The 20,988-nt window shown below is 40.3% G+C and carries 17 protein-coding genes; 4 read left to right on the top strand and 13 right to left on the bottom strand.

The window, feature by feature from the left end; translation table 11 throughout:
* Nucleotides 1-114 (bottom strand): DeoR family transcriptional regulator (locus ACWNM1_RS27855; protein WP_449603523.1); only part of this gene is annotated, 114 nt, incomplete at its 3' end.
* Between the two features lie 55 nt (nucleotides 115-169).
* Nucleotides 170-835 carry a deoxyribose-phosphate aldolase gene (deoC, locus tag ACWNM1_RS27860; protein WP_449603510.1) on the bottom strand — a complete coding sequence of 222 codons (666 nt, stop codon included), beginning with the start codon at nucleotides 833-835 and terminating at the stop codon, nucleotides 170-172.
* Nucleotides 836-1,477: 642 nt separating this feature from the next.
* On the opposite strand from deoC, the gene ACWNM1_RS27865 reads away from it, so the two are divergent.
* Nucleotides 1,478-1,867 carry a hypothetical protein gene (locus ACWNM1_RS27865; protein ID WP_449603511.1) on the top strand — a complete coding sequence of 130 codons (390 nt, stop codon included), beginning with the start codon at nucleotides 1,478-1,480 and terminating at the stop codon, nucleotides 1,865-1,867.
* A 123-nt stretch (nucleotides 1,868-1,990) separates the two neighbouring features.
* Here the strand turns inward: ACWNM1_RS27865 and ACWNM1_RS27870 are convergent, their stop codons facing one another.
* Nucleotides 1,991-3,199, bottom strand: a complete 1,209-nt coding sequence (locus ACWNM1_RS27870; protein WP_076283946.1) for an MFS transporter — start codon at nucleotides 3,197-3,199, stop codon at nucleotides 1,991-1,993.
* A 139-nt stretch (nucleotides 3,200-3,338) separates the two neighbouring features.
* Complete coding sequence (locus ACWNM1_RS27875; protein ID WP_449603512.1) at nucleotides 3,339-5,921, bottom strand: S-layer homology domain-containing protein; 2,583 nt, start codon at nucleotides 5,919-5,921, stop codon at nucleotides 3,339-3,341.
* 300 nt (nucleotides 5,922-6,221) lie between these two features.
* On the opposite strand from ACWNM1_RS27875, the gene ACWNM1_RS27880 reads away from it, so the two are divergent.
* Entirely contained in the window at nucleotides 6,222-7,199 is a 978-nt protein-coding gene (locus ACWNM1_RS27880) for a tRNA dihydrouridine synthase (protein WP_449603513.1), read from the top strand.
* Between the two features lie 151 nt (nucleotides 7,200-7,350).
* On the opposite strand, the gene ACWNM1_RS27885 is transcribed toward ACWNM1_RS27880, so the two are convergent.
* The 5 genes from ACWNM1_RS27885 to ACWNM1_RS27905 all read right to left on the bottom strand — a co-directional run bounded on the left by ACWNM1_RS27885 (nucleotide 7,351) and on the right by ACWNM1_RS27905 (nucleotide 12,641).
* Entirely contained in the window at nucleotides 7,351-8,214 is an 864-nt protein-coding gene (locus ACWNM1_RS27885) for a DMT family transporter (protein ID WP_449603514.1), read from the bottom strand.
* 31 nt (nucleotides 8,215-8,245) lie between these two features.
* Complete coding sequence (locus ACWNM1_RS27890) at nucleotides 8,246-9,058, bottom strand: MBL fold metallo-hydrolase (RefSeq protein WP_449603515.1); 813 nt, start codon at nucleotides 9,056-9,058, stop codon at nucleotides 8,246-8,248.
* Nucleotides 9,059-9,138: 80 nt separating this feature from the next.
* The gene (locus ACWNM1_RS27895) at nucleotides 9,139-10,734 is read right to left on the bottom strand and encodes an extracellular solute-binding protein (RefSeq protein WP_449603516.1); all 1,596 of its coding nucleotides are present in this window, start codon (nucleotides 10,732-10,734) and stop codon (nucleotides 9,139-9,141) included.
* A 72-nt stretch (nucleotides 10,735-10,806) separates the two neighbouring features.
* The gene (locus tag ACWNM1_RS27900; protein WP_449603524.1) at nucleotides 10,807-11,661 is read right to left on the bottom strand and encodes a carbohydrate ABC transporter permease; all 855 of its coding nucleotides are present in this window, start codon (nucleotides 11,659-11,661) and stop codon (nucleotides 10,807-10,809) included.
* A gap of 56 nt (nucleotides 11,662-11,717) precedes the next feature.
* Nucleotides 11,718-12,641 (bottom strand): ABC transporter permease, encoded by a 924-nt coding sequence (locus ACWNM1_RS27905; RefSeq protein WP_081382824.1) that lies wholly within the window; start codon nucleotides 12,639-12,641, stop codon nucleotides 11,718-11,720.
* A 249-nt stretch (nucleotides 12,642-12,890) separates the two neighbouring features.
* Between ACWNM1_RS27905 and ACWNM1_RS27910 the strand changes: the two genes are divergently transcribed.
* Nucleotides 12,891-15,167, top strand: coding sequence for an AraC family transcriptional regulator (locus ACWNM1_RS27910; RefSeq protein WP_449603517.1), 2,277 nt, complete (start codon nucleotides 12,891-12,893; stop codon nucleotides 15,165-15,167).
* Nucleotides 15,168-15,211: 44 nt separating this feature from the next.
* Nucleotides 15,212-16,195, top strand: coding sequence for a tRNA dihydrouridine synthase (locus tag ACWNM1_RS27915; protein ID WP_449603518.1), 984 nt, complete (start codon nucleotides 15,212-15,214; stop codon nucleotides 16,193-16,195).
* A 69-nt stretch (nucleotides 16,196-16,264) separates the two neighbouring features.
* Here ACWNM1_RS27915 and ACWNM1_RS27920 read toward each other — a convergent pair whose 3' ends face one another.
* The 4 genes from ACWNM1_RS27920 to ACWNM1_RS27935 are packed head-to-tail and all read right to left on the bottom strand — an operon-like array spanning nucleotide 16,265 to nucleotide 20,459.
* Nucleotides 16,265-17,650 (bottom strand): family 4 glycosyl hydrolase, encoded by a 1,386-nt coding sequence (locus ACWNM1_RS27920; RefSeq protein ID WP_449603519.1) that lies wholly within the window; start codon nucleotides 17,648-17,650, stop codon nucleotides 16,265-16,267.
* 5 nt (nucleotides 17,651-17,655) lie between these two features.
* On the bottom strand, nucleotides 17,656-18,567 hold the full coding sequence (locus ACWNM1_RS27925; protein ID WP_449603520.1) for an ROK family protein: 912 nt from the start codon (nucleotides 18,565-18,567) through the stop codon (nucleotides 17,656-17,658).
* A gap of 15 nt (nucleotides 18,568-18,582) precedes the next feature.
* Complete coding sequence (locus tag ACWNM1_RS27930) at nucleotides 18,583-19,308, bottom strand: 6-phosphogluconolactonase (RefSeq protein WP_449603521.1); 726 nt, start codon at nucleotides 19,306-19,308, stop codon at nucleotides 18,583-18,585.
* A 20-nt stretch (nucleotides 19,309-19,328) separates the two neighbouring features.
* Complete coding sequence (locus ACWNM1_RS27935) at nucleotides 19,329-20,459, bottom strand: ROK family protein (protein WP_449603522.1); 1,131 nt, start codon at nucleotides 20,457-20,459, stop codon at nucleotides 19,329-19,331.
* Between the last annotated feature and the right edge of the window lie 529 nt (nucleotides 20,460-20,988).

Genomic DNA, 20,988 nt, shown 5'->3' on the forward strand with positions numbered 1-20,988 from the left:
TCGGCGAACAGTCATTTCTGTGACATCAAGTTGATGTGAAAGTTCTTTGATGGATGCGCCACTTTTATTTTTTAGGATTGATACAATTGTATTTACTCTCTCTTGCTTATCCATGCCGGTTCATCCTAACTACTAATAATAAAGTATAATTATCAGAATTATACCATATCTAATACCCCAATACTTCCTGCCCTTTTACAATTTTAACGATGGCACTAGTTCCTAAACGGTCTGCGCCCAAATCGATAAATGCTTCAGCATCATCCAAAGAGCGAATGCCTCCAGCTGCTTTAATCTTCACATTCTGACCTATGTTCTGTGCAAACAGGCTGACATCCTCTTTAGTTGCTCCAGCTTTTGAAAATCCAGTGGATGTTTTGATATAATCAGCACCAGCTTTGGTAACAAGCTCACATACTTTCACTTTTTCCTCTTGGGTGAGCAAACAGGTTTCAACAATAACCTTTAATACTCTACTTCCACATGCATTTTTAATGGCACGTATTTCGTCGCAAACTTCCTCATAACGTCCACTTTTTAAGAAGCCCACATTGATCACCATATCAATTTCCGATGCTCCATTTGTAATTGCGTCCGTTGCTTCAAATACTTTAACAGCTTGTGTACTATAACCATTCGGAAATCCGATAACTGTACATATTGCTATTTTGCCTTCAACATAATTTGCAGCTTCTCTAACATAAGCACTTGGGATACAAACACTGGCCGTCTGGTATTTCATCGCATCATCACATAAATTCTTTATATCATCCCATGTAGCAGTAACATCAAGGAGGGTATGATCTACTTTTCCTAATATATCTTTAACATCCATTCTGTTCACTTCTCCCTTAATAATTAATTATAAAACGTTTAGAATGTTAATATTCTAACAATTGTTGTTACACTACAAAGAACTAGTTCCTCCATAACCATTGATGGATGAATAACCTTCTCTGGGTGCGTACAACTGCAACTAATTAATGCTCCTAATATGTATCGGTATAAGTTGCAATTCCTCTGTTTCCGCTACAAATCAGGTTTTTCCCCAATAACTCACAGGAAGAATTACTTATTCTGAATCACACTCCTCCTTCTAATAACTCCAGAATATTTCATTTGTTATGTTACCAATATATATTGTTATATTAATAACATATGTTTGAATTATAACATAATTATGAATATAGTCAATTATCGTAAAGCTGAAGCCCTCATATACTCACAAAAGGAGCTATATTTCATTATATTGTTCTCCCCACTGTAGATCTTCCATCGTCTTTGAGTGCTCGATTTTCGCGTCATACACCAATACATAGGCAGGAGCATAGACTTTAGGTATCTGTTAATTAGAGGTATCTAAGGAGGTTAATAAGTGGGATATTTTTACTTCAGAAATCCGCATTATGTGAGCCCATGTCGTAGTTTTCCCCCGTTCCAACCAATGATTCCAGGTGGCACTCAATCAGTCGGACCCATGCCCATATATCCTGGAAGCGGCACCCAACAACCAGGAATGCAGACGCATTCTAGTGGTGGCCCAGTATTTGCATATCTAACCATCACTGATATTCAGCCTTTCCTCGGAAAATGGGGGATTTTCACCTTAAGTAGTGGTCAAAAGGTTGTAGCCTATGTCAATACAGTTAATGCTGATTCAATTAGTGTGCTATTTGCAGATGGCAAAAGTGCTGTCATTGACGTAAAAATGATATCCATGGCTGAAGGGCCGTTTCCCACAATGCCAGCTACTCCTGGTAGTGGATCTGGCGGGGGACCTGGTAGTGGTTCTGGTAGTGGTTCTGGTAGTGGTTCTGGTAACTGCACTTGGAAAGAAATCCCCGGCCTTGGTTGGATTTGCATATAATAACTCACGATCCGTCTATGGAATGTTTCCTTCCGACGGATTTTTTTGTGTTGTTTTACTAGATTACTTGTTGATATACGAAAAGGCCGCCGGATTATTTCCGACGACCTCTATAACTTCTCTTCAAGTTAAGTTATGATGCTGAGCAATAACCCCTTCTTGAGTTTGCTGATCCAACTTATAACATATCAAAGCAATCACGCATGCTGATATCGCCAGGATGGAAGCAGCTATAGGAAGGGAGATTAATCCTCCATGCTGGGCAACCACTCCACCAATTGCGGATCCTCCTGCGATTCCCAGGTTAGACGCTACTGGATTCAACGATGCAGCAAGGTCCTTCGATCTTGGTGAATACTGCTTGGCCAAATCTATCAAATAGAGCTGGGCTGGTGCGCTAACAATACTCGACATTACGGCTAGCATCATTAGTACGATCATTCCTAGAATCGAGATCGATGCGGTCAAACTAAAGACGATATAGACCACAGCTTGGATAAGAAATACGAATCTAAGCTTACTTACCGCATTTCCGGTTGCAACCTTGCCTCCAATCCAGTTGCTGACAATCGTGGCAATCCCGTATACAAACAGTACGCCACTAACCGAGCTCTTAGGAATATTCATCACTTGCTCCAGCAATGGTGTAATGTACGTGTACATCACAAACACCGCTCCCACTGCCGTAACTGGAATGAGAAACGCAAGAATAATGCGTCCATTCGTGAGCAGTTCGATCTGATCCTTAAGTGAGCTAGGCACAGGCTTCGGTAGTTTGCGTGGAATATAGGCATAATTTAGCGCTATGGCAATTCCGGCTAATACCCCATTTAGTACAAATGCTGCAGGCCAGTTGAAATACTGCCCTACAAAAGTTCCGATCGGTACACCAAATACATTCGCAACAGCGAAACCGCTCAAAATTGTAGCGATCGCTTTGCCTCTTTTCTCCGGGTCCACCGCTTCATTCGCTACCGTAATGGCTACAGAAAGAACAAAACCACATAGTACGGCAGTAACTATTCTAGTCACTAGCAGCATACTGTAGGTTCCAGTTATAGCACTCCACAAATTCAGCAGCAGAATCAATACAAGCGATACAAGAATCGTAATCCGTTTCGGGATACGGCTGAACAAAGACATCATAATGGGTGTGCCAATGGCATAAGCGATCGCGAAACCAGATACCAACCCCCCAGCTGTCGCTAGCGTTACTCCGAGGCTCGAGGATATTTCCGAGAGTAAACCAACGATAATATACTCCGTCGTACCCAGAATAAACGCCATAAAAGTAAACGAGAAAATCAATGCGTTCTGTCGTGATGTTGTCATGGTGCTCTCCATCCTATTTATCTCTATTTTCATAAGAACATACCTACTCATAATACTCATTTAGACTATATTGATCAATCCTATTTTTCATAAAAAGAAGCTTCCCTTAAGTTCAATGAACTCATGAGAAGCTTCTAGTTTAGGCCGGAGGCAAAATAATTAAGGTAATGACTTGTTCTTCAGAATAAGATCTGGCTGTTCCGGGTCCATCCGCATCTGCTTTGAACTTAATGAGATAGGTCCCGGGTGCCGGCATCACTTTATCGTGAAGTTCAAACGCGATATCCGAAACACCTCTGTTGCTTCCTGTGAAAGTCAGCGTATGCCCGTTATTGCTAATTTGATCACTCGTCGGATGTGTCCATCCACTAATGTAATAATAGTCGTTTGTGGTAAAGGTCATGCCTTCCATCGTTACCTGAATTTCAGCATTCGTAAAGGTTTCTCCGGAGAAAAAGTCGAAGCGAATGCGCGATTGCGTAGAACCCGTTATCAGTTGTTTTGTTTTTGAACCGCCGCCTCCATCAAAGCCATATATGGAGCTAGTAACTGTAGGTGTGGTCAGAGCACCATTAACAAGCTCAATCGTAACGGCATGTGCAGCGTCCTTCGCCGATTCATTATTTGATGAATCCTTAGCGGTAATCACGAAATGATACGTTCCTGCGCGCAGATCACCAATATTGGCCGCACTCACAGATCCGTCTGCTTCACTGGTGCCTAATGCGATGGCTGTTCCTAATTCATCGGCATCTACTACACCGTTCTCATTCGCATCCGTCCACAGGTAGGCTTGTACTGCTGCTCCTTGCTCGCCAATGGCTCCTGCTAAACCGCGAAGCTGATCTTGTGTCCCGTTATAGTTATCGAGCGCCTCAAACTTGGCTGCGGCCACTGTGGGTGCAGTCGTATCCGGAACTTCGTTCTTGCTCAAGGTCACCGTAACGGCATGTGCAGCGTCCTTCGCCGATTCATTATTTGATGAATCCTTAGCGGTAATCACGAAATGATACGTTCCTGCGCGCAGATCACCAATATTGGCCGCACTCACAGATCCGTCTGCTTCACTGGTGCCTAATGCGATGGCTGTTCCTAATTCATCGGCATCTACTACACCGTTCTCATTCGCATCCGTCCACAGGTAGGCTTGTACTGCTGCTCCTTGCTCGCCAATGGCTCCTGCTAAACCGCGAAGCTGATCTTGTGTCCCGTTGTAGCTGTCGATCGCCTCGAACTTGGCTGCGGCCACTGTGGGTGCAGTCGTATCCGGAACTTCGTTCTTGCTCAAGGTCACCGTAACGGCATGTGCAGCGTCCTTCGCCGATTCATTATTTGATGAATCCTTAGCGGTAATCACGAAATGATACGTTCCTGCGCGCAGATCACCAATATTGGCCGCACTCACAGATCCGTCTGCTTCACTGGTGCCTAATGCGATGGCTGTTCCTAATTCATCGGCATCTACTACACCGTTCTCATTCGTATCCGTCCACAGGTAGGCTTGTACTGCTGCTCCTTGCTCGCCAATGGCTCCTGCTAAACCGCGAAGCTGATCTTGTGTCCCGTTGTAGCTGTCGATCGCCTCGAACTTGGCTGCGGCCACTGTGGGTGCAGTCGTATCCGGAACTTCGTTCTTGCTCAAGGTCACCGTAACGGCATGTGCAGCGTCCTTCACCGATTCATTATTGGATGAATCCTTAGCGGTAATCACGAAATGATACGTTCCTGCGCGCAGATCACCAATATTGGCCGCACTCACAGATCCGTCTGCTTCACTGGTGCCTAATGCGATGGCTGTTCCTAATTCATCGGCATCTACTACATCGTTCTCATTCGTATCCGTCCACAGGTAGGCTTGTACTGCTGCTCCTTGCTCGCCAATGGCTCCTGCTAAACCGCGAAGCTGATCTTGTGTTCCGTTGTAGCTGTCGATCGCCTCGAACTTAGTGCTATCAACCATAGGTGCATGGATATCTGAATTGCTGCTATGCCCACTTTGTGAAGAGGAGGACCCTCCAACAACAGGAGTAGGTACTGTTACCGCTTCTTTACCCGGCTGAGGAGTTGGGGTGGAGCTTGGCTGCTCAGTATTCCCGTTCTCCTTAAACTTCAAAAACTTGGAGGCTACTAGAGCTACAGCCTGACGATCTACTTTGGCATCAGGATTAAAAAAATTATTATATCCAGTAATCAATCCATATTCCACAGCGGCAGCTATAAAATCTTTGGAATAATCAGCAATTTGGCTACTATCAGCAAATTGCAAAGTTCCAGCTTTACCCGTAGGATTGACCCCCAATGCTCTCACGAACATGACGACCATATCCTGACGTGATAAATTTTGCCCCGTACCGAAAAGATTACTGCCTGTACCTTTGATCAATCCGGCTTTGACAGCTGCCTCTACATAGCTGTATGCGTAGTTGCTTGCGGGAACGTCCAGATAGGTTGGCAGCGCAGGAGGGTTCGAAACATCCAGCTTCAATGTTTTTGCTAAAATAATAGCAAAATCCTGCCGTGTAATATTTGACGCAGGATAGAACTTACTCTCTTCAACACCAGTCACTATTCCCTGATCGAATAGCTCAACAATCGCTTTCTTTGCATATGAGCCATCAATATCAATAAAGGAAGCGGCAGCCGATCCTTTGGCCGGCATAATCATAGGGCTTGATAATACAGCAGCAGCCAATATAGAGCTTATCCATTGCTTTTTGTTCACTTACTTGTCCCCCTGTTCATTGGATGCGTTATGTCGTTTGTCTATAATCGATTCGTTAACACGATTCGACTTTAAATTACAAACTTTTCATCTTCAGGATTATAACAAGGATCAATAAACAGATTATAAACAAATAAGCCATGGCCTTATATACTGGTGGATACTAACACCACAAACATGGCTGTCGCTCACATCATTGATTCTGTGCATCAAATGATAAAAAATGATACTATGTATGATGGGTAAAAGACTTTGCTATAGCCTATATCGTTTTTATATATTACAACAAGAGGAGATAATATGAGTAACGAACAAAACTTTTGGCTTGATTTACCGAAGCCGTTTTTTATATTAGCACCAATGGAAGATGTCACAGATGTTGTATTTCGTCACGTCATTAGTGAAGCTGCCAAACCCGACGTATTTTTCACAGAATTCACTAATACAGAAAGCTATTGTCACCCTGTAGGAAAAGACAGTGTACGTGGTCGATTAACGTTCACAGAAGATGAGCAACCGATTGTCGCTCATATTTGGGGTGATAAACCTGTATTTTTTGAACAGATGAGTATTGATATGAAAAAACTTGGTTTTCGCGGTATCGATTTAAACATGGGATGCCCAGCACAAAACGTCGCAGCCAATGGAAAAGGTGCTGGATTAATACTACATCCTGAGGTTGCAGCAGAAATTATTCAAGCAGCAAAAGCAGGTGGATTGCCGGTTAGTGTTAAAACAAGATTGGGTTACTCTGATATTGACGAGTGGCGCGATTGGCTAGGACATATATTGAAACAAGATATTGCGAACCTTTCCATTCACCTTCGTACAAAAGAAGAGATGAGTAAAGTAGATGCACACTGGGAACTAATCCCTGAAATCAAACAATTACGCGATGAAATTGCTCCAAATACGTTATTAACTATAAATGGAGATATCCCGGACCGCGCAACAGGATTAAAGTTAGTTGAGCAATACGGCGTTGATGGTGTCATGATTGGCCGCGGCATCTTCACCAATCCATTTGCTTTTGAAAAAGAGCCTAAAGAACATAGTCCAAAGGATTTTCTCAATTTACTTCTATTACAGTTGGATCTTCACGATAAATATTCAAATGAACTCGAGCCACGTTCATTTAAACCACTTCTTCGCTTTTTCAAAATCTATGTTCGTGGATTTAGAGGCGCAAGTGAATTAAGAAACCAATTAATGGATACAAGATCAACAGATGAAGTACGTCGTTTAGTAAAAACTGTTTTAGAACAAGAATTAGAATGAGGCATATTCACCTGTGAATTGCCCCGTCAATTAGACAGTATAAAACTATCTAATGCTTAACAGAATGAAAGGCCTCTCGTATTCCTACGGGAGGCCTTTCATTTTTACCCTATACGGTCAGAACGTAGTCCTCAATTCTAGTAAAATCAACTTATCCCCATATGGCAATGGAGATGATCCCACAGGTAATCAAAGCCGACATGATAATTCTTCGTACTCCTTGCTTCTCTTTTAGTACAAGTATGCCAAGAATCGTACCTACAACAGTTCCAATTTCTCGTATTGGCGCAATTGAAGCTAGTGGAGCAAGCTTCATCGCCATCAGAAACATAAAATAAGAAGCTGGCGAGCAAATACAACCAATCAAGATCATTTTCCAGTTTTGTTGCCATTCCCTTATAATTTGTGCACGACCGGCTCTTATAACCATGAAGAAAGCGACGATTACATAATTAATATTGGATAATTCAAGCGTTGATAGTGGAGATAATTGCTGGACAATTAGTTTGTCCATTAATGTATAGCCCGCAACACACATCCCTACTACAATTGCATAAAGAATGGAAATAGAATGAGTCGTTTTCCCTTGATTTGCATGACGATTAACGATTCCACTAATAATAAAGAGCCCTACTATGATACAACAAAAGCCTATCCAGCCTACTAGAGTTAAGGAATCCCCGAATAACACAATACTTAACAAGGTCACTAGCATGACACCAGTACCTCGCATGATTGGATAGGTCTGCGATAAGTCACCATAGGAATACGATTTAGAGAGGAAAATGAAGTACGACCCTTGAAACAAAGCAGATATCACCATATAGCCAAGTGTCTCCGCATGAAGCTCAACTTGGAGCAGCTCAATAATAAAATAAGGTAATAGAGCAAGTGCACCAACAATATGAATCGACCAGAGAAATACGTATTTATTCAGACTTCTTTTTGTAAATAGGTTCCATACCGCATGGGTAATACCTGAAAATAAAACTAAAAAGACTGCCATTGAAATCATTGAAATATCCTCATTTCACTTATGCGCTAACTCATATGTCCAGTTGCATCCCATCAAATGCTACTGTAATCCCATTCGGCTCAAAAATATGAACCAAATCTTCATGCAACAGATGAGCATTATGAGAGAAATGAGTGACTACGATTCGCCCTTCTGCTTTCATAACAAAATTCTCGATTAACCATTCCCGTGTTTTTAGAGTATCTTCAACATTCATGTGAACTTCACAATTTGAGGCATTCCCAGTCGTACATTCTAGAATAGCAAGATCCAGTTTTTTTCCTTTCAACCAGTCCCAAGTCTGTTCGGGAAACCAACCGCTGTCGTGACCATAGAAAATGGATTTTTCATCCTTCTCTATGTAATACAATAAACAAGTTTCTTTAGAATCATGATTGGCAAGCAATGGCGTAATCGTAGCTGTTTGTGTTTGTACAGTTTCAAAGGGCTTCAAGTTGTGAAATTGGAAGTGATGCCTTTCCGTGGCAAGCAATTGACTACAGTGCTTAATAGGCAAATCATGACCGTATAGATGAAGTTCTTCCTCTTCATTAAATTGAGCATAACCAAGCGCACGAATCAGTAAATCTTCAGGATACAAATGATCGGAATGTGAATGTGTAAACAATAAATCGCGAACCTTATCCATATCTACAGAATCACGAATAGAATGATGTAAGGTGTCCGCCGGAAAATCAATCTTAAGTATTTCATCAATCAAGACCGAAGTGCGTGTACGAATATTTTTTCCACCACGTACTTTGGCATGCTTGCAAGTCTCGCAATGACAGAATAGCGAGGGAATTCCTTCAAATGCAGCCGTTCCATGGAAAAGAACTTTCATAAATATTCCACCCTTGTAGTAGAGAACAACAGGAGGTTAATCCTGTTGTTCTCTCCGAGTAACACTCTAAACTGGCTCACTCACTTAATATTTGCATCATCCAAATACTGCAACCATTGCTTCGTGTATTCCGCTTGAATTTTATCGAGACCAGCTTTTTTCGCCTTTTCCATAAATAACTTCAAGCCGGCTTCAACATCCTTAACCATACCATCATTCAAAGGATATAAGTATTGCTTTTCAACTTGTAGAAGGGCCGCCTTCTCTGCTTGATAAGACGTCCAATCCTCTCCGAAACCTTGGAAAATATTCGGTTTTGCTATCTTATCCATTTCATCGAACATGTCTAGCACAGCTTGATAGCTCTTATCAAACAACATGAACTCCGGATTTCTCCATGCCCAACCATTCATACCTTCTCTTGTGAATCCATTTGATTGGGCATCACCAAGCATTTTATAATATTTCCCATCTTCAATTTCAAAATTCTTGCCTTCAATACCATATTGCGTCAGCCAATTGTAGCGTTTATCCGTGACCAATTTCTCATAGAAAGCAAGAGCTCTCTCTGGGTTTTTGCTGCTGCGTGGAACTGCAAAGCCATTATGAATCGGGTGAACGGGTGAAGAGAATCCTTTCATGTTCGGATACGGGGAATAGCCTAGCTCCCAATCCGGATGCAGTGATTTCACTTTGACAACAGCATCACCAAAGCGGTTAGGATTCTCACTTCCCAAAATTGCTGCGGCTTTACCGGCAGCAAATATATCACTACCACTATCTTTAATGTTCAGCATATTCTTCATAAAGTATCCTTTTTCTTGCCAACTCCTGAACATTTTTAAATCTTCCAAATGCTGCGGAGAGCCCCAATAGCTGGTTACGTCTCTTGGAGTGTCATACATGATGCTAAGTCCATATGGAACTTTATCGTTGGTATTCACAGTTTTAGTAGTCATTTGACGGATGGAATCTACATGACTAACCTCAGTATCCGCCAGAGGTAGCATATCCGGTTCATTCTTGCGTATGCCATCCAAATACTGCTCTAGCGTTTCGAGTGATTCCGGCTTTGGCAAATTATACTTTTTACGCAAATCTTCCCGATAGGCAATACCATCATTTACATACTCCTTCCAGATAGCTGGAACGGTGTAAATTTTCTTGTCAACCTTGACTGCTTCCCAGAAATCCTGTGGTACATATGCTTGTAGCTTAGGTGCAGCCTTCGGTATGAGATCATCTAGCGGAAGGAACGCCCCTTTCATCGCATATGACTGGTAATTTGTCCATTCTGCCGTAAAGATCAGGTCAATCGGCTGCCCTGAGGACAACAGAAGCTTATACTTCTGATCCCAATCTGTCCAGGTTGTGAAGTTGAATTTGACGGTTGCATTCAAATCTTCTAATGCCATTTTGTTAACTTCATCCTGAATGAGCTTTAAATCCTTTGGGGCATCGCCCAGCATATAGAACTGAAGCTCCACTTTCTTGGATGTGTCGATTCCAGTCGCTTCTGATGTTTCTGGTGCTGGAGTACTGGTACTCGAATTCGTTGTTGGTTCTGACGATGCCTCCTTAGTATTCGTGCTGTTACCACTGCAACCAGCAAATAAACTTGCAGTTAAGAATAAAGAAGTGCCGATCGTTAACAATTTCTTTTTTACTATTCTCATACTAACCCTCCCCTTAATTAAATGATCTATGTCAGCCGATCGCATACGAGTTCCTTTCGTTTGCTTTCGGTACTAACCCTTCACTGCACCAATCGTTAATCCCTTCACAAAATATCGCTGCACAAACGGATATAAGAAAATAATGGGTCCAGTAACGACGATCGCCATTGCCATCTTGGTCGACTCTGTCGGAATGTCACGCCCTAGGGTTACACCGGTTCCAGTGGCCATTTGAGAAACGAACATCATGGTATTGATCGTGTTATACAAGTAGTATTGAAGCTGATACATGCTAACGTCATTAATGAACAAAGAAGACATGAACCAGTCGTTCCAGTACGTCAGAGCAAGGAACAGACCGACAGTCGCTATGCCAGGCATAGCAAGCTTCAGCACGATACTGTAGTAGATCCTAAAGTCGTTCGCGCCATCGATTTTGGCCGATTCGAATAATTCTTCCGGAATCGCAGATTTGATAAAGTTTTTCATTAAAATAATGAGAAAAGGTGTCATAAGACCAGGTAATATCAGTACGGCATAGGTGTCTGCCAGCCCAAAGTATGTAGTCAGCATGATGTACCAGGGCACAAGCCCCCCTCCAAACAGCGTTGTAAAATAAATGAAGAAGGACAATGGATTACGATACTTGAAATCTTTCCTCTGCAGAACGTAACCCGCCATCGTAATAAGAAACAATCCCACCAATGTTCCAATCACAGTTACAAAAATCGTTACACCATAAGCCTTGATTAGCTGAGTTGGAAAGATAAATACCATTTCATAACCTTCCAACGAGAACACTTTAGGAATCAAGTGAAAACCGTCGCGAATAATGGATTCATTGGCTGTCAATGAGCCTGAAATGATCAGAAGGAAAGGAAAGAGACAGAGCAAAGAAAAAATCATAATAATCAGGTAAGCCATCATGCGGAAAACTCTAGAACTTAGAATGTTGTCATCCAATGTAATTCCTCCTCCCTACTTTAGAACAATGCGTAGTCATCATTAATTTTCTTGATGATATAATTCACTGTCATAATCATTACAAATCCGAAGATAGACTGATACAAACCAGCAGCAGTTGCCATACCAATATCAAAATTAACTTTCAAAGATCGATAAACGTAAGTATCGACAATATCCGTAACGTTGAAGAGCACTCCGTTGTTCCCGACAAGCTGATAGAACAGATCGAATTGACCTTTCATAATGCTTCCGAGTGCAAATAAGAGCAGAATGATAAATGTTGACTTCAGCATAGGTATGGTAATATACCAGATTCGCTGAAAAATATTTGCACCATCAATTTTGGCAGCTTCGTAATACTCATCGCTAATTCCCATGATGGATGCAAGATAAATGACCATGGAATAACCTAGGTTCTTCCATAAATAAAATGCTGTAATCAGAAATGGCCAGAGCCATGGTGTATTGTATATGTCTACTGGATCCAATCCGAACGATTTGAGTAACTGATTAACAAAACCGGAATCAGCATTAAACATGTTAAACGCTAAAACACTAATCAGAACAAACGAAACGAAGTAGGGTAGAAACATAATGGATTGTGATAACTTTTTAAATAGCTTCCCTCGGACTTCACTTAATAGGATTGCCGCCCCTATAGATACCACGTTACCTAATATGATAAAAACCACGTTGTATCCAAGCGTATTGATTGTCAACTTCAACAGAATTCCAGATTGCGTTAAAAATTTAAAATTGTCTAATCCTACAAACGGACTTCCAAATAAACCACCTGCAAAATCATAACTTGTGAATGCATAATAGATGCCGACCATTGGAGCATAAGAATTTATTAAGAAAAAAAGCAGTGTCGGTGCTATCATCAAAAACATGATTTTATTCTTATTTAATTCATAAAAAAAACCTTTCTTCTTAAACATGACTGACCTCCTCCTGAATAGAATTGCTCGTGAATCTTACTTCCAAATCATAGAAGAGGCAGATTCGATAATATACTGTACAATGACACACATTGCTGTAATCTCGGTATTTGTGAAGTATGAAATTTCTGTACTTTTGTGAATATTCACTACATTTAGCCTAATTTCGGCTGCTGGATTTATAAATTTGATTGAAAGCACCAGACTGATGATTTATACTCAGACCAGCGATGAAAGGGGTTTCAACAAATGATAAAACATTGGTCTAAAGAGCATAAAAAAGTTTACAGCCGAATACTCCTTGGCTCTATTGGATGTGTTGTTATTACCCTTTTGATAACTTCAACTATTCTTTATATGAACTTTACAAGCATCGCACTTAAACAAGTTTATCGTTCCGATTCAAATAGTCTAAATCAAATTAAAACTGAATTATCTACTATGACAGAGACTGTTACCTCACTCTCCTCCCAGATTTACTATGATTCTGCGGTATCTAAGTTGTTGTATTATGCGGACTTGAATATCTATGATGTCATTTTTGCACAGCAACAACTTGATAACTATCGCGCATCCTTACCATTCATTGAATCCATTTATGTATATAATGCGAAATCCAATCAGTTCTATATTAGTTCCAATAATTCACGAAGCGGAATTCAACCAAAGTCCGAACTGGATGATGATGGAATTCTAGACCTTTTTATGAAATTCAAAGAACATCGCCCCTTTCAACCGATTCCCAGAACCTATAACATCGGTTCAGTTCAGACCACTCCAGTATCGAGCTACACTTACTTATGTTATAGCGTCATTGATGATAATAAAGATTTAAATACAGCTGTTGTTGTCAATATCTCGGCATCATGGTTAGGCCTGCGAATGGATCAGTCGGGGAAAGAGATCTCGGAGAATAACACGTTTATCATTAATCAGGATGGAATATTATATTCCAGTAGTGATAAGCAAGAGATGCTAACTGATATATCTGATAAAACCTATATACAGAAAATTATTCAGGATACATCAGAATCTACATATTTTGTAGACACCGTGGATGGAGTTAAATCTTTAATAACGTTTACTACACCCGATCCATTAGGCTGGAAATATGTTCGGATTACCCCTTATAGCAATATCACTCAAGAAATAAATGAAATGAGGTATCGAATATTATTTATCTGTATTGGCATTCTTCTCTTAGGATTGTTGATTTCGTTAACTTTATCCCATAGTGTATATCGCCCGATTGACAAAGTCATACGCAAGTTCAAAACCCTGGAAACAGAAAGACGTAACCATCAACATATTCTCAAGCAGGATTTCCTTAGAAATACGATTTTAGGTAGGGAAACGAACAATGCTGAGGTGTTACAACAGAAATTACATTACTTCAATTCAGAGCTTATGGTTAATAATAAATCACTGATTGTTTTGATAAGGATCGATCAATTCCCCACAGTCCTCGAGAAATACAAAGAAGATATAAAATTGCTCAAATATGCCATAATGAACATTTGTACAGAAATTTCCTCATTGATCTTTCAAGTCGAAGCCATTGATATGGGGGATGATAGTCTTTTACTTTTGCTAAACTTTCAAGATCCGCTTTATATAACGGAACGGGATTCGCTGATTGAAATGGCAGAGCTTATGCAGTTGTCAATCACCAAACATTTAGAATTATCCATCACGATTACCTTTAGTCCTGTGAAGGAATCCATTGAGCAATGCATATTAGTCTACAAGCAAGTACTTGAGGCTTCTTATCATCGATTATTCAAAGGATACGGCAGCATCCTCTTTTCGGTTGACATTATGAACTTAAAAACCAAAGAATATATGTTTCCAGTTCACAAAGAGAAACAGTTCATTGAATCCTTGATGTCAGGAAATGCGGAAAAGGCACGGAGCATCTATATTGATATCGTAGGAGAAATATCAGAATATTCTTTTACCGTTGTTCAACTTGTCGTATCGCATTTAGCACTTACTGTTAATAACGTCTTGCGAACATTAAAAAAGAACAATGCGATTCTAACATTACCCGAATTCGATACAACATTCTTACTACCAAATCATGTTGAATCCATGGAAGAAATCAACACTCCATATTTCAAGATATTTGAAGAAATAAGTGAAAAACTCGAAGAAAAAAGAAGTACAAAACAAGAAGATCTCATTAGAAAAGTACATCAAATTATTGAGCGAGATTATAGCAATTCCAACCTGTGCATAAATTCAATTGCAGACGAACTCTCGATGTCTCCAATCTATTTGAGCCGTTTATATAAACAATTAACTACAAAAGCACTACCCGATATAATTAGTGAAATGCGGTTGAATAAAGCCAAAGAGCTGTTAAAGACCTCTGAATGTACCATTGTTGATATCGCAGAAAAAACTGGATTTACTAGTAGTTCGTATTTTTATCGTTTATTTAAGAATAGTACTGGTATAACCCCGAGCGATTATAGAAAAAAAAGAGACCCTCTACAATTTTGTGCAGCAAGCGAAAAAAAATGATACTATGTATGATGGGCAAAATGTTGTAAAAGAAGGAGAACTTAATGAGTAACGAACAAAATTTTTGGCTTGATTTACCAAAGCCGTTTTTTATATTGGCACCTATGGAAGATGTCACAGATGTTGTATTTCGTCACGTGGTAAGTGCAGCTGCAAAACCGGATGTGTTTTTCACGGAATTCGCAAATACAGAATATTACTGTCACCCTAAATTAAAGGTAAAAGAAAGTGTGCTTACACGATTAAGGTTCACAGAAGATGAACAACCAATGGTCGCTCATATTTGGGGCAATAACCCGGAGTATTTTGAACGAATGAGCATGGATATGAAAAAACTTGGTTTTCGTGGTATCGATATAAACATGGGATGCCCAGTAAAAAACGTCGCAACCAATGGAAAAGGTGCTGGATTAATTCGACATCCTGAAGTGGCAGCAGAAATTATTAAAGCGACTAAAGCTGGTGGATTGCCGGTTAGTGTTAAAACAAGATTAGGATATAGCGAAATTGATGAGTGGCGCGATTGGTTGACACATATATTCAAACAAGATATTGCGAATCTGTCCATTCACCTTCGTACAAAAAAAGAGATGAGCAAAGTAGATGCACACTGGGATCTCATCCCCGAAATCAAAAAATTACGCGATGAGATCGCCCCAAATACGTTGTTAACGATTAATGGAGATATTCCTGACCGTGCAACAGGCTTAAAATTAGTCGAACAATACGGCGTGGATGGTGTCATGATTGGCCGAGGTATTTTCAAGAATCCATACGCTTTTGAACTAGAATCTAAAGAACATAGTGTGGAGGAACTTCTTCATTTACTACTTTTTCATTTAGATCTTCACGATAAATATTCAAAAGAACATGAACCACGTCTATTTAATCCACTTCGGAGCTTCTTCAAAATCTATATTCGTGGATTTGATGGTGCCGACGAACTAAGAAATCAATTGATGGAGACGAATTCAACCGATGAGGTGCGGCGATTGGTGCAGCCTTTCTTAGATAGCGAATTAGAGTAATTCGTAATAAAAATTAACGGCCTCAGTTCTGAATTTCATCAGACAGAGGCCTTTTTTATTAAAGATAACCTAATTCCACTCAAGCTTTGGCAGCAATTCTTTTTGCAGCTCACACATCTCATCGATCATCGCACAAGCTTGATAATAGGTTGGAGCTTGCGGATCAAGCAGAATCGCTTGCAGCAATTTTGTTCTCGACTCTTCAACAAACGCCTCAAGTAGCAGCTTATGAATTGTACCTTGGATATGGATTATGCCGAGAATGGCAGTTGGCAGTTCTACCGTCATTGATTTAAATGCGATACCGCTTTTATTAACGACCGCCTGTGTTTCAACAACCATATCCTCTGGAAGTCCTTTAATCGCACCATGGTTTGGCATATTAACAGCATTCAGCTCGATTTCATCGTCGAAGAAGATCGCTTCGATAATTGGCACTGCATATTCATTACTGATTTGAACCTTATCTTTATCAAATAGATAAGCCTGCTCAGACCACTGCTCTTGATTCAGCGTATTCTCGAATAAGCCTTTATCCAAAGTACTGCCACTTGCACAGTATACAAATTCAGGTGTTCTGGAGTCCTTCTTCCACAGCTGCTCACTCATTGGGTCGTAACGGAACTGCAAGGGTAGTCCAGCATAGAAATCTTCAGCCCATGAGATATACTCACCGCAATGGTTAGTACCTGGGTAAGGATAATATCCGTACGTATGGTACAACGTTCTGGATAATCCAATATGATCGAAATGTGCCAAACGGTTAGCTAGCTTTTCTTTCTCGTGGAATAGAGGATATAAATCTTCTCCCGTGTTCTTGTTCCATATCTTCGTGAAGAAGCCAAAGTGGTTCAATCCGCCGCCTTCAACCGCAATATCTTTACTATCCATCTCCAGAAATTCAGCTAGCTGATGAATACCCATGTCTAAACCATGGCACAAGCTCACCACTTTGATTGAAGTTAATTTGGAAATGGCTTCCACTAGCTTTGCTTCCGGATTCGTATAGTTAATTAGCCAGGCATTTGAACAGACCTTTTCCATCATCTTTGCAATTTCCAGCATTGGACCTAGATTTCTCAATGTATGGAACATAGATCCTGGACCGCCGTTCTCACCATATAGCTGTTTGCTACCATAACGCCGTGGAATGTGAAAGTCTTGTGACCAGTAGTGATATCTCTCTACCTCAATCGCAACGATAGAGAAATCAGCATCTTTTAAGGCATCTTCCAAATTCGTCGTTTGCCAAATCTTCGCAGGATGAGAAAATGCCGTAAACATTTCGGTTGCATACTTGTATGTTCTATTCACGTTTTCTTCTACAATGTCCATAAGCGCGATTTCGAGTTCTACTTGATTTCTCAAACGTTCTGATAACACGAGATCTTGAAGTGCTCCTAGTCCAAAGGAAACACTTCCTGCTCCGATTAACGCAACCTTCAACTTTTTCATGATCTTCAAGCTCCTTTTGTCTTTTTGTATATGTTATATCCAGCACCAATAATTCCAGCATCAGGGCCAAATTCAGTTAACACGATTTTAATGTTCTCTTTTAATTGTGGAAGAACCTTCTTTTTAGCGCTTTCAATAACGCTATCTATCAGCCACTGGTTATGGTGAATGACCGCCCCTCCGATAACAAAAATATTCTGATCAATTGTTTGCATCAAAGAAACAATTGCGTTGGAAAAGTACTCAACCCACCTGTCGATCACTTCAATCGCTTGCCGATCTCCCATATGATATCTTTCAAACAACAAACCTGACGTGGCATCAATGCCATATAAAAACTTACTTTCCGCTTCAAGAGCAATCCCGCTGCATAGGGTTTCCAAAGTGCCGTTATACAACGTTGAATGGTTTCTTTTGCTGTCGGAAATAATCATGCTTCCGATCTCGCCCGCATATCCATGAGCCCCTTGAATAATTTTCTTATCAAGTATGATACCGCATCCAATTCCTGAACTAACCGTTATATAAATGGATTGATTATACGGCTTGGCAGCTCCATGATCCGATTCAAGCACTGTGATCACGTTTACATCATTCTCAAAAAACAATTCATAATTCGGAAAGAACGCCCTGATAGTTTCGATACTAACATTCTCTAGGCAAGGGATATTGGTTATATCTCGAATAAACTGTGTTTGATCATTCCAAGGAATCGGCAATACAATACCTATCTTGCTTGCTAACTGTTCATGATCGACTTTCGCTGTCATTTCCTTGACGGTTTTGAAAATTTCGTCAGCATTTTGGAAATCTCTTGTTAATGCCGACTCCTTCCGAACAAGTTCAAGTTTCTTGTTCACTAATCCAACCCTAATATTTGTACCTCCAATATCTACCCCAATAACGAAGCTACTCATATTTACGCTCCTCAACTATGATGACTGATCCATATATTTCGCGGCTGCAGCAGCATCCAAATAGAAATCTATATGCTCATAACCGAGCAATCGCTGGGCAGGCAGCTGGGCAGCAGGATTTGTGAGAATCTCCTTCACGATTTCAGCTTTGCGCTCTCCAGTTATGACGACAACAACTCTTTTACTACTTGCAATCTGTTCCAAACCTAATGTAATGCCTTGCTTTAATTCAGTCTGCTCATGAAAATATTTTTGAGCGACAGTCTTTGTTGTTTCCGACAGCTCCACAACACTGCTGTAATTTAATACTGGTCTACCAGGTTCATTTAATCCGATATGTCCATTCATACCTACGCCCATCAAGCTGAATGTAATCGGGTGTTGCTCGATAAAGTGATCAATTCGCAAGCATTCCTGCTTCATATCCGGCGATGTTCCATCAAAAAACACAATCTGTCTGCTATCCAGTGAAATCTGTGAGAACAGATCTTGATTCAACATCTGATAGCAGCTTCCTTCAGAGCTTTTGTCAATGCCAACCCACTCATCCAAGCTAACGATGTTAAGCCTCTTGATTTTCAATTGGAGGTCCGCATCATTGGAAAATTTCTGATAGCTTTTTTGTGGAGTACTCCCTGAAGCCAGGCAGAACACGGGATGCTGATCGGTAAATAAATGATCTTTCATTTCTCTGGCAATTTCGTTTGCTACTTCCTCTTCATTCCCAAAGATTTTGATCATGTTGTTCACTTCCTTCTTGTTTACTCCGAAATGACATTAATCATCTCTTGCTGGAGAATAAGTATAGCTGCTCCGATTGCTGTTGATTGATGTAACTTACTCACCGAAATTTGAGGAGTCCACTCCGTATATTGCTCAACATAGCTTTTCGTATGGTCCAATATACGTTCCGGGAACAGCGCTACCGTTTTACCGCTAATAATGACCTGGTCGATATCCAAGATGCTGATCATATTGGTAATCGTTAATGCCAGATTCTTCGAAACATAATCAATGCAAGCTTCTACGTCATTCGTTGAATTCAAATCATATGTGCTTAACAAATACTTAATGGCTAATTTGCTTTCCAGCCAACCGACTGAAGATGGAGTCCGTTTATATTCTGAATCAAAGCACATATACTCCAGCTCACCCGCACTTGCATTAACGCCGCGGTGAAGCTCTTTGTTAATAATCAAGCCGCCCCCGACCCCATCACCTGCAGCAACATGAACGAGACTCGTCAGTGCTTGATCTGAGTTTTCAAGATTCCGAAATTCAGCCACAGTCGCTGCGTTCACATCATTCTCTAGAAGAATGGGCAAGTTCACTTCGCTCTTGAGAGTTTCAATAATCGTTTCATACTTAAAGTCGTTCTCTTTATTGTGATGCGTTCTCATCCGGATCGTTTTCTTTCTTGTATTGATCGCACCATCAACGCCAATACCAATCCCCAAAACAACACTATCCGTTTCCTTCGCTTTACTCTTCAAATGTTCCACAATCTCTAGAAATATCGAAGTGAACTGCTGGCTATAGAACGGAATATCTGTTTCAATCGAATACGAATCTATGACCTTGCCGTGCAGATTAATAAGTACCGCTGTAATCGTGTTGCCAATAATCTGTATTCCTATTGTCGTATAGCTGTTTTCATTAAATCTGTAAACCGTACGTTTTCTTCCCAAGCCGCCAGATCCTTCTCGACTTTCACCAGTGACGGTCAATAATCCAATCTGTTCAAAAAAGGTAACAATCTTGCTTACAGTAACAAAGCTCATTGCCGTTTTTTCTGTAATCTCAACTTTCGCCAGTTCAGGATATTGAAGCAAAATATCGAAGACTATTTTTCTATTCTCATCTTTAATATCATTGGGCAAAAATGATTTCATATGTCCTCCTCGTTATATTATTAATATAATTAATAAATGAAGTTAAATAATTAATCAAAAAAATAAGGTCAGCACTAATCTCCTGAATTTATTATATATTCACTATATTGAACGTTCAAGTGTATTTATTTAACTTCCTTAAATTTATCTGTTCTCCTATTTAGAGCGTATTTAGATTTGAGGAGTTTCTTGGAGTTGTGAAGACTTATGGTCTAAAGGGAGATTAGCGGTGTTCTATTTCCTTCACTTCAGCGGAACACGAGCAGGAGAAGTTAGTGCTCTTAAATGGTCAGATTTCAACTTCAAACAATGAATGTGAGGATTACAAATACGATGTATAATCCGGCCAATGCTTCCTGACGAAGTACGCACCTGGAAGCTTGATTGAGTTGGGAGTAAATTTCTCCACAAGCTTACTCCTATGTAGACTAATAAATGTTTATGTAATGGTCTCTAAAACTTTCTTAGAATTCTGAATAGCCTCGGCTACGACATCTTTATTAATGGTATGCCTTACTATATTACTTAT

This window comes from Paenibacillus sp. Marseille-Q9583 (assembly GCF_976954365.1).

Bases quoted from the DNA above. Each gene is read 5' to 3' on its own strand.
- ACWNM1_RS27925 (WP_449603520.1), bottom strand. From the start codon at position 18,567: ATGAGTAGCTTCGTTATTGGGGTAGATATTGGAGGTACAAATATTAGG.
- ACWNM1_RS27930 (WP_449603521.1), bottom strand. From the start codon at position 19,308: ATGATCAAAATCTTTGGGAATGAAGAGGAAGTAGCAAACGAAATTGCC.
- ACWNM1_RS27900 (WP_449603524.1), bottom strand. From the start codon at position 11,661: ATGATGGCTTACCTGATTATTATGATTTTTTCTTTGCTCTGTCTCTTT.
- ACWNM1_RS27870 (WP_076283946.1), bottom strand. From the start codon at position 3,199: ATGACAACATCACGACAGAACGCATTGATTTTCTCGTTTACTTTTATG.
- ACWNM1_RS27890 (WP_449603515.1), bottom strand. From the start codon at position 9,058: ATGAAAGTTCTTTTCCATGGAACGGCTGCATTTGAAGGAATTCCCTCG.
- ACWNM1_RS27915 (WP_449603518.1), top strand. From the start codon at position 15,212: ATGAGTAACGAACAAAATTTTTGGCTTGATTTACCAAAGCCGTTTTTT.
- ACWNM1_RS27935 (WP_449603522.1), bottom strand. From the start codon at position 20,459: ATGAAATCATTTTTGCCCAATGATATTAAAGATGAGAATAGAAAAATA.
- ACWNM1_RS27880 (WP_449603513.1), top strand. From the start codon at position 6,222: ATGAGTAACGAACAAAACTTTTGGCTTGATTTACCGAAGCCGTTTTTT.
- deoC (WP_449603510.1), bottom strand. From the start codon at position 835: ATGGATGTTAAAGATATATTAGGAAAAGTAGATCATACCCTCCTTGAT.
- ACWNM1_RS27920 (WP_449603519.1), bottom strand. From the start codon at position 17,650: ATGAAAAAGTTGAAGGTTGCGTTAATCGGAGCAGGAAGTGTTTCCTTT.
- ACWNM1_RS27905 (WP_081382824.1), bottom strand. From the start codon at position 12,641: ATGTTTAAGAAGAAAGGTTTTTTTTATGAATTAAATAAGAATAAAATC.
- ACWNM1_RS27910 (WP_449603517.1), top strand. From the start codon at position 12,891: ATGATAAAACATTGGTCTAAAGAGCATAAAAAAGTTTACAGCCGAATA.
- ACWNM1_RS27885 (WP_449603514.1), bottom strand. From the start codon at position 8,214: ATGATTTCAATGGCAGTCTTTTTAGTTTTATTTTCAGGTATTACCCAT.
- ACWNM1_RS27865 (WP_449603511.1), top strand. From the start codon at position 1,478: ATGCCCATATATCCTGGAAGCGGCACCCAACAACCAGGAATGCAGACG.
- ACWNM1_RS27895 (WP_449603516.1), bottom strand. From the start codon at position 10,734: ATGAGAATAGTAAAAAAGAAATTGTTAACGATCGGCACTTCTTTATTC.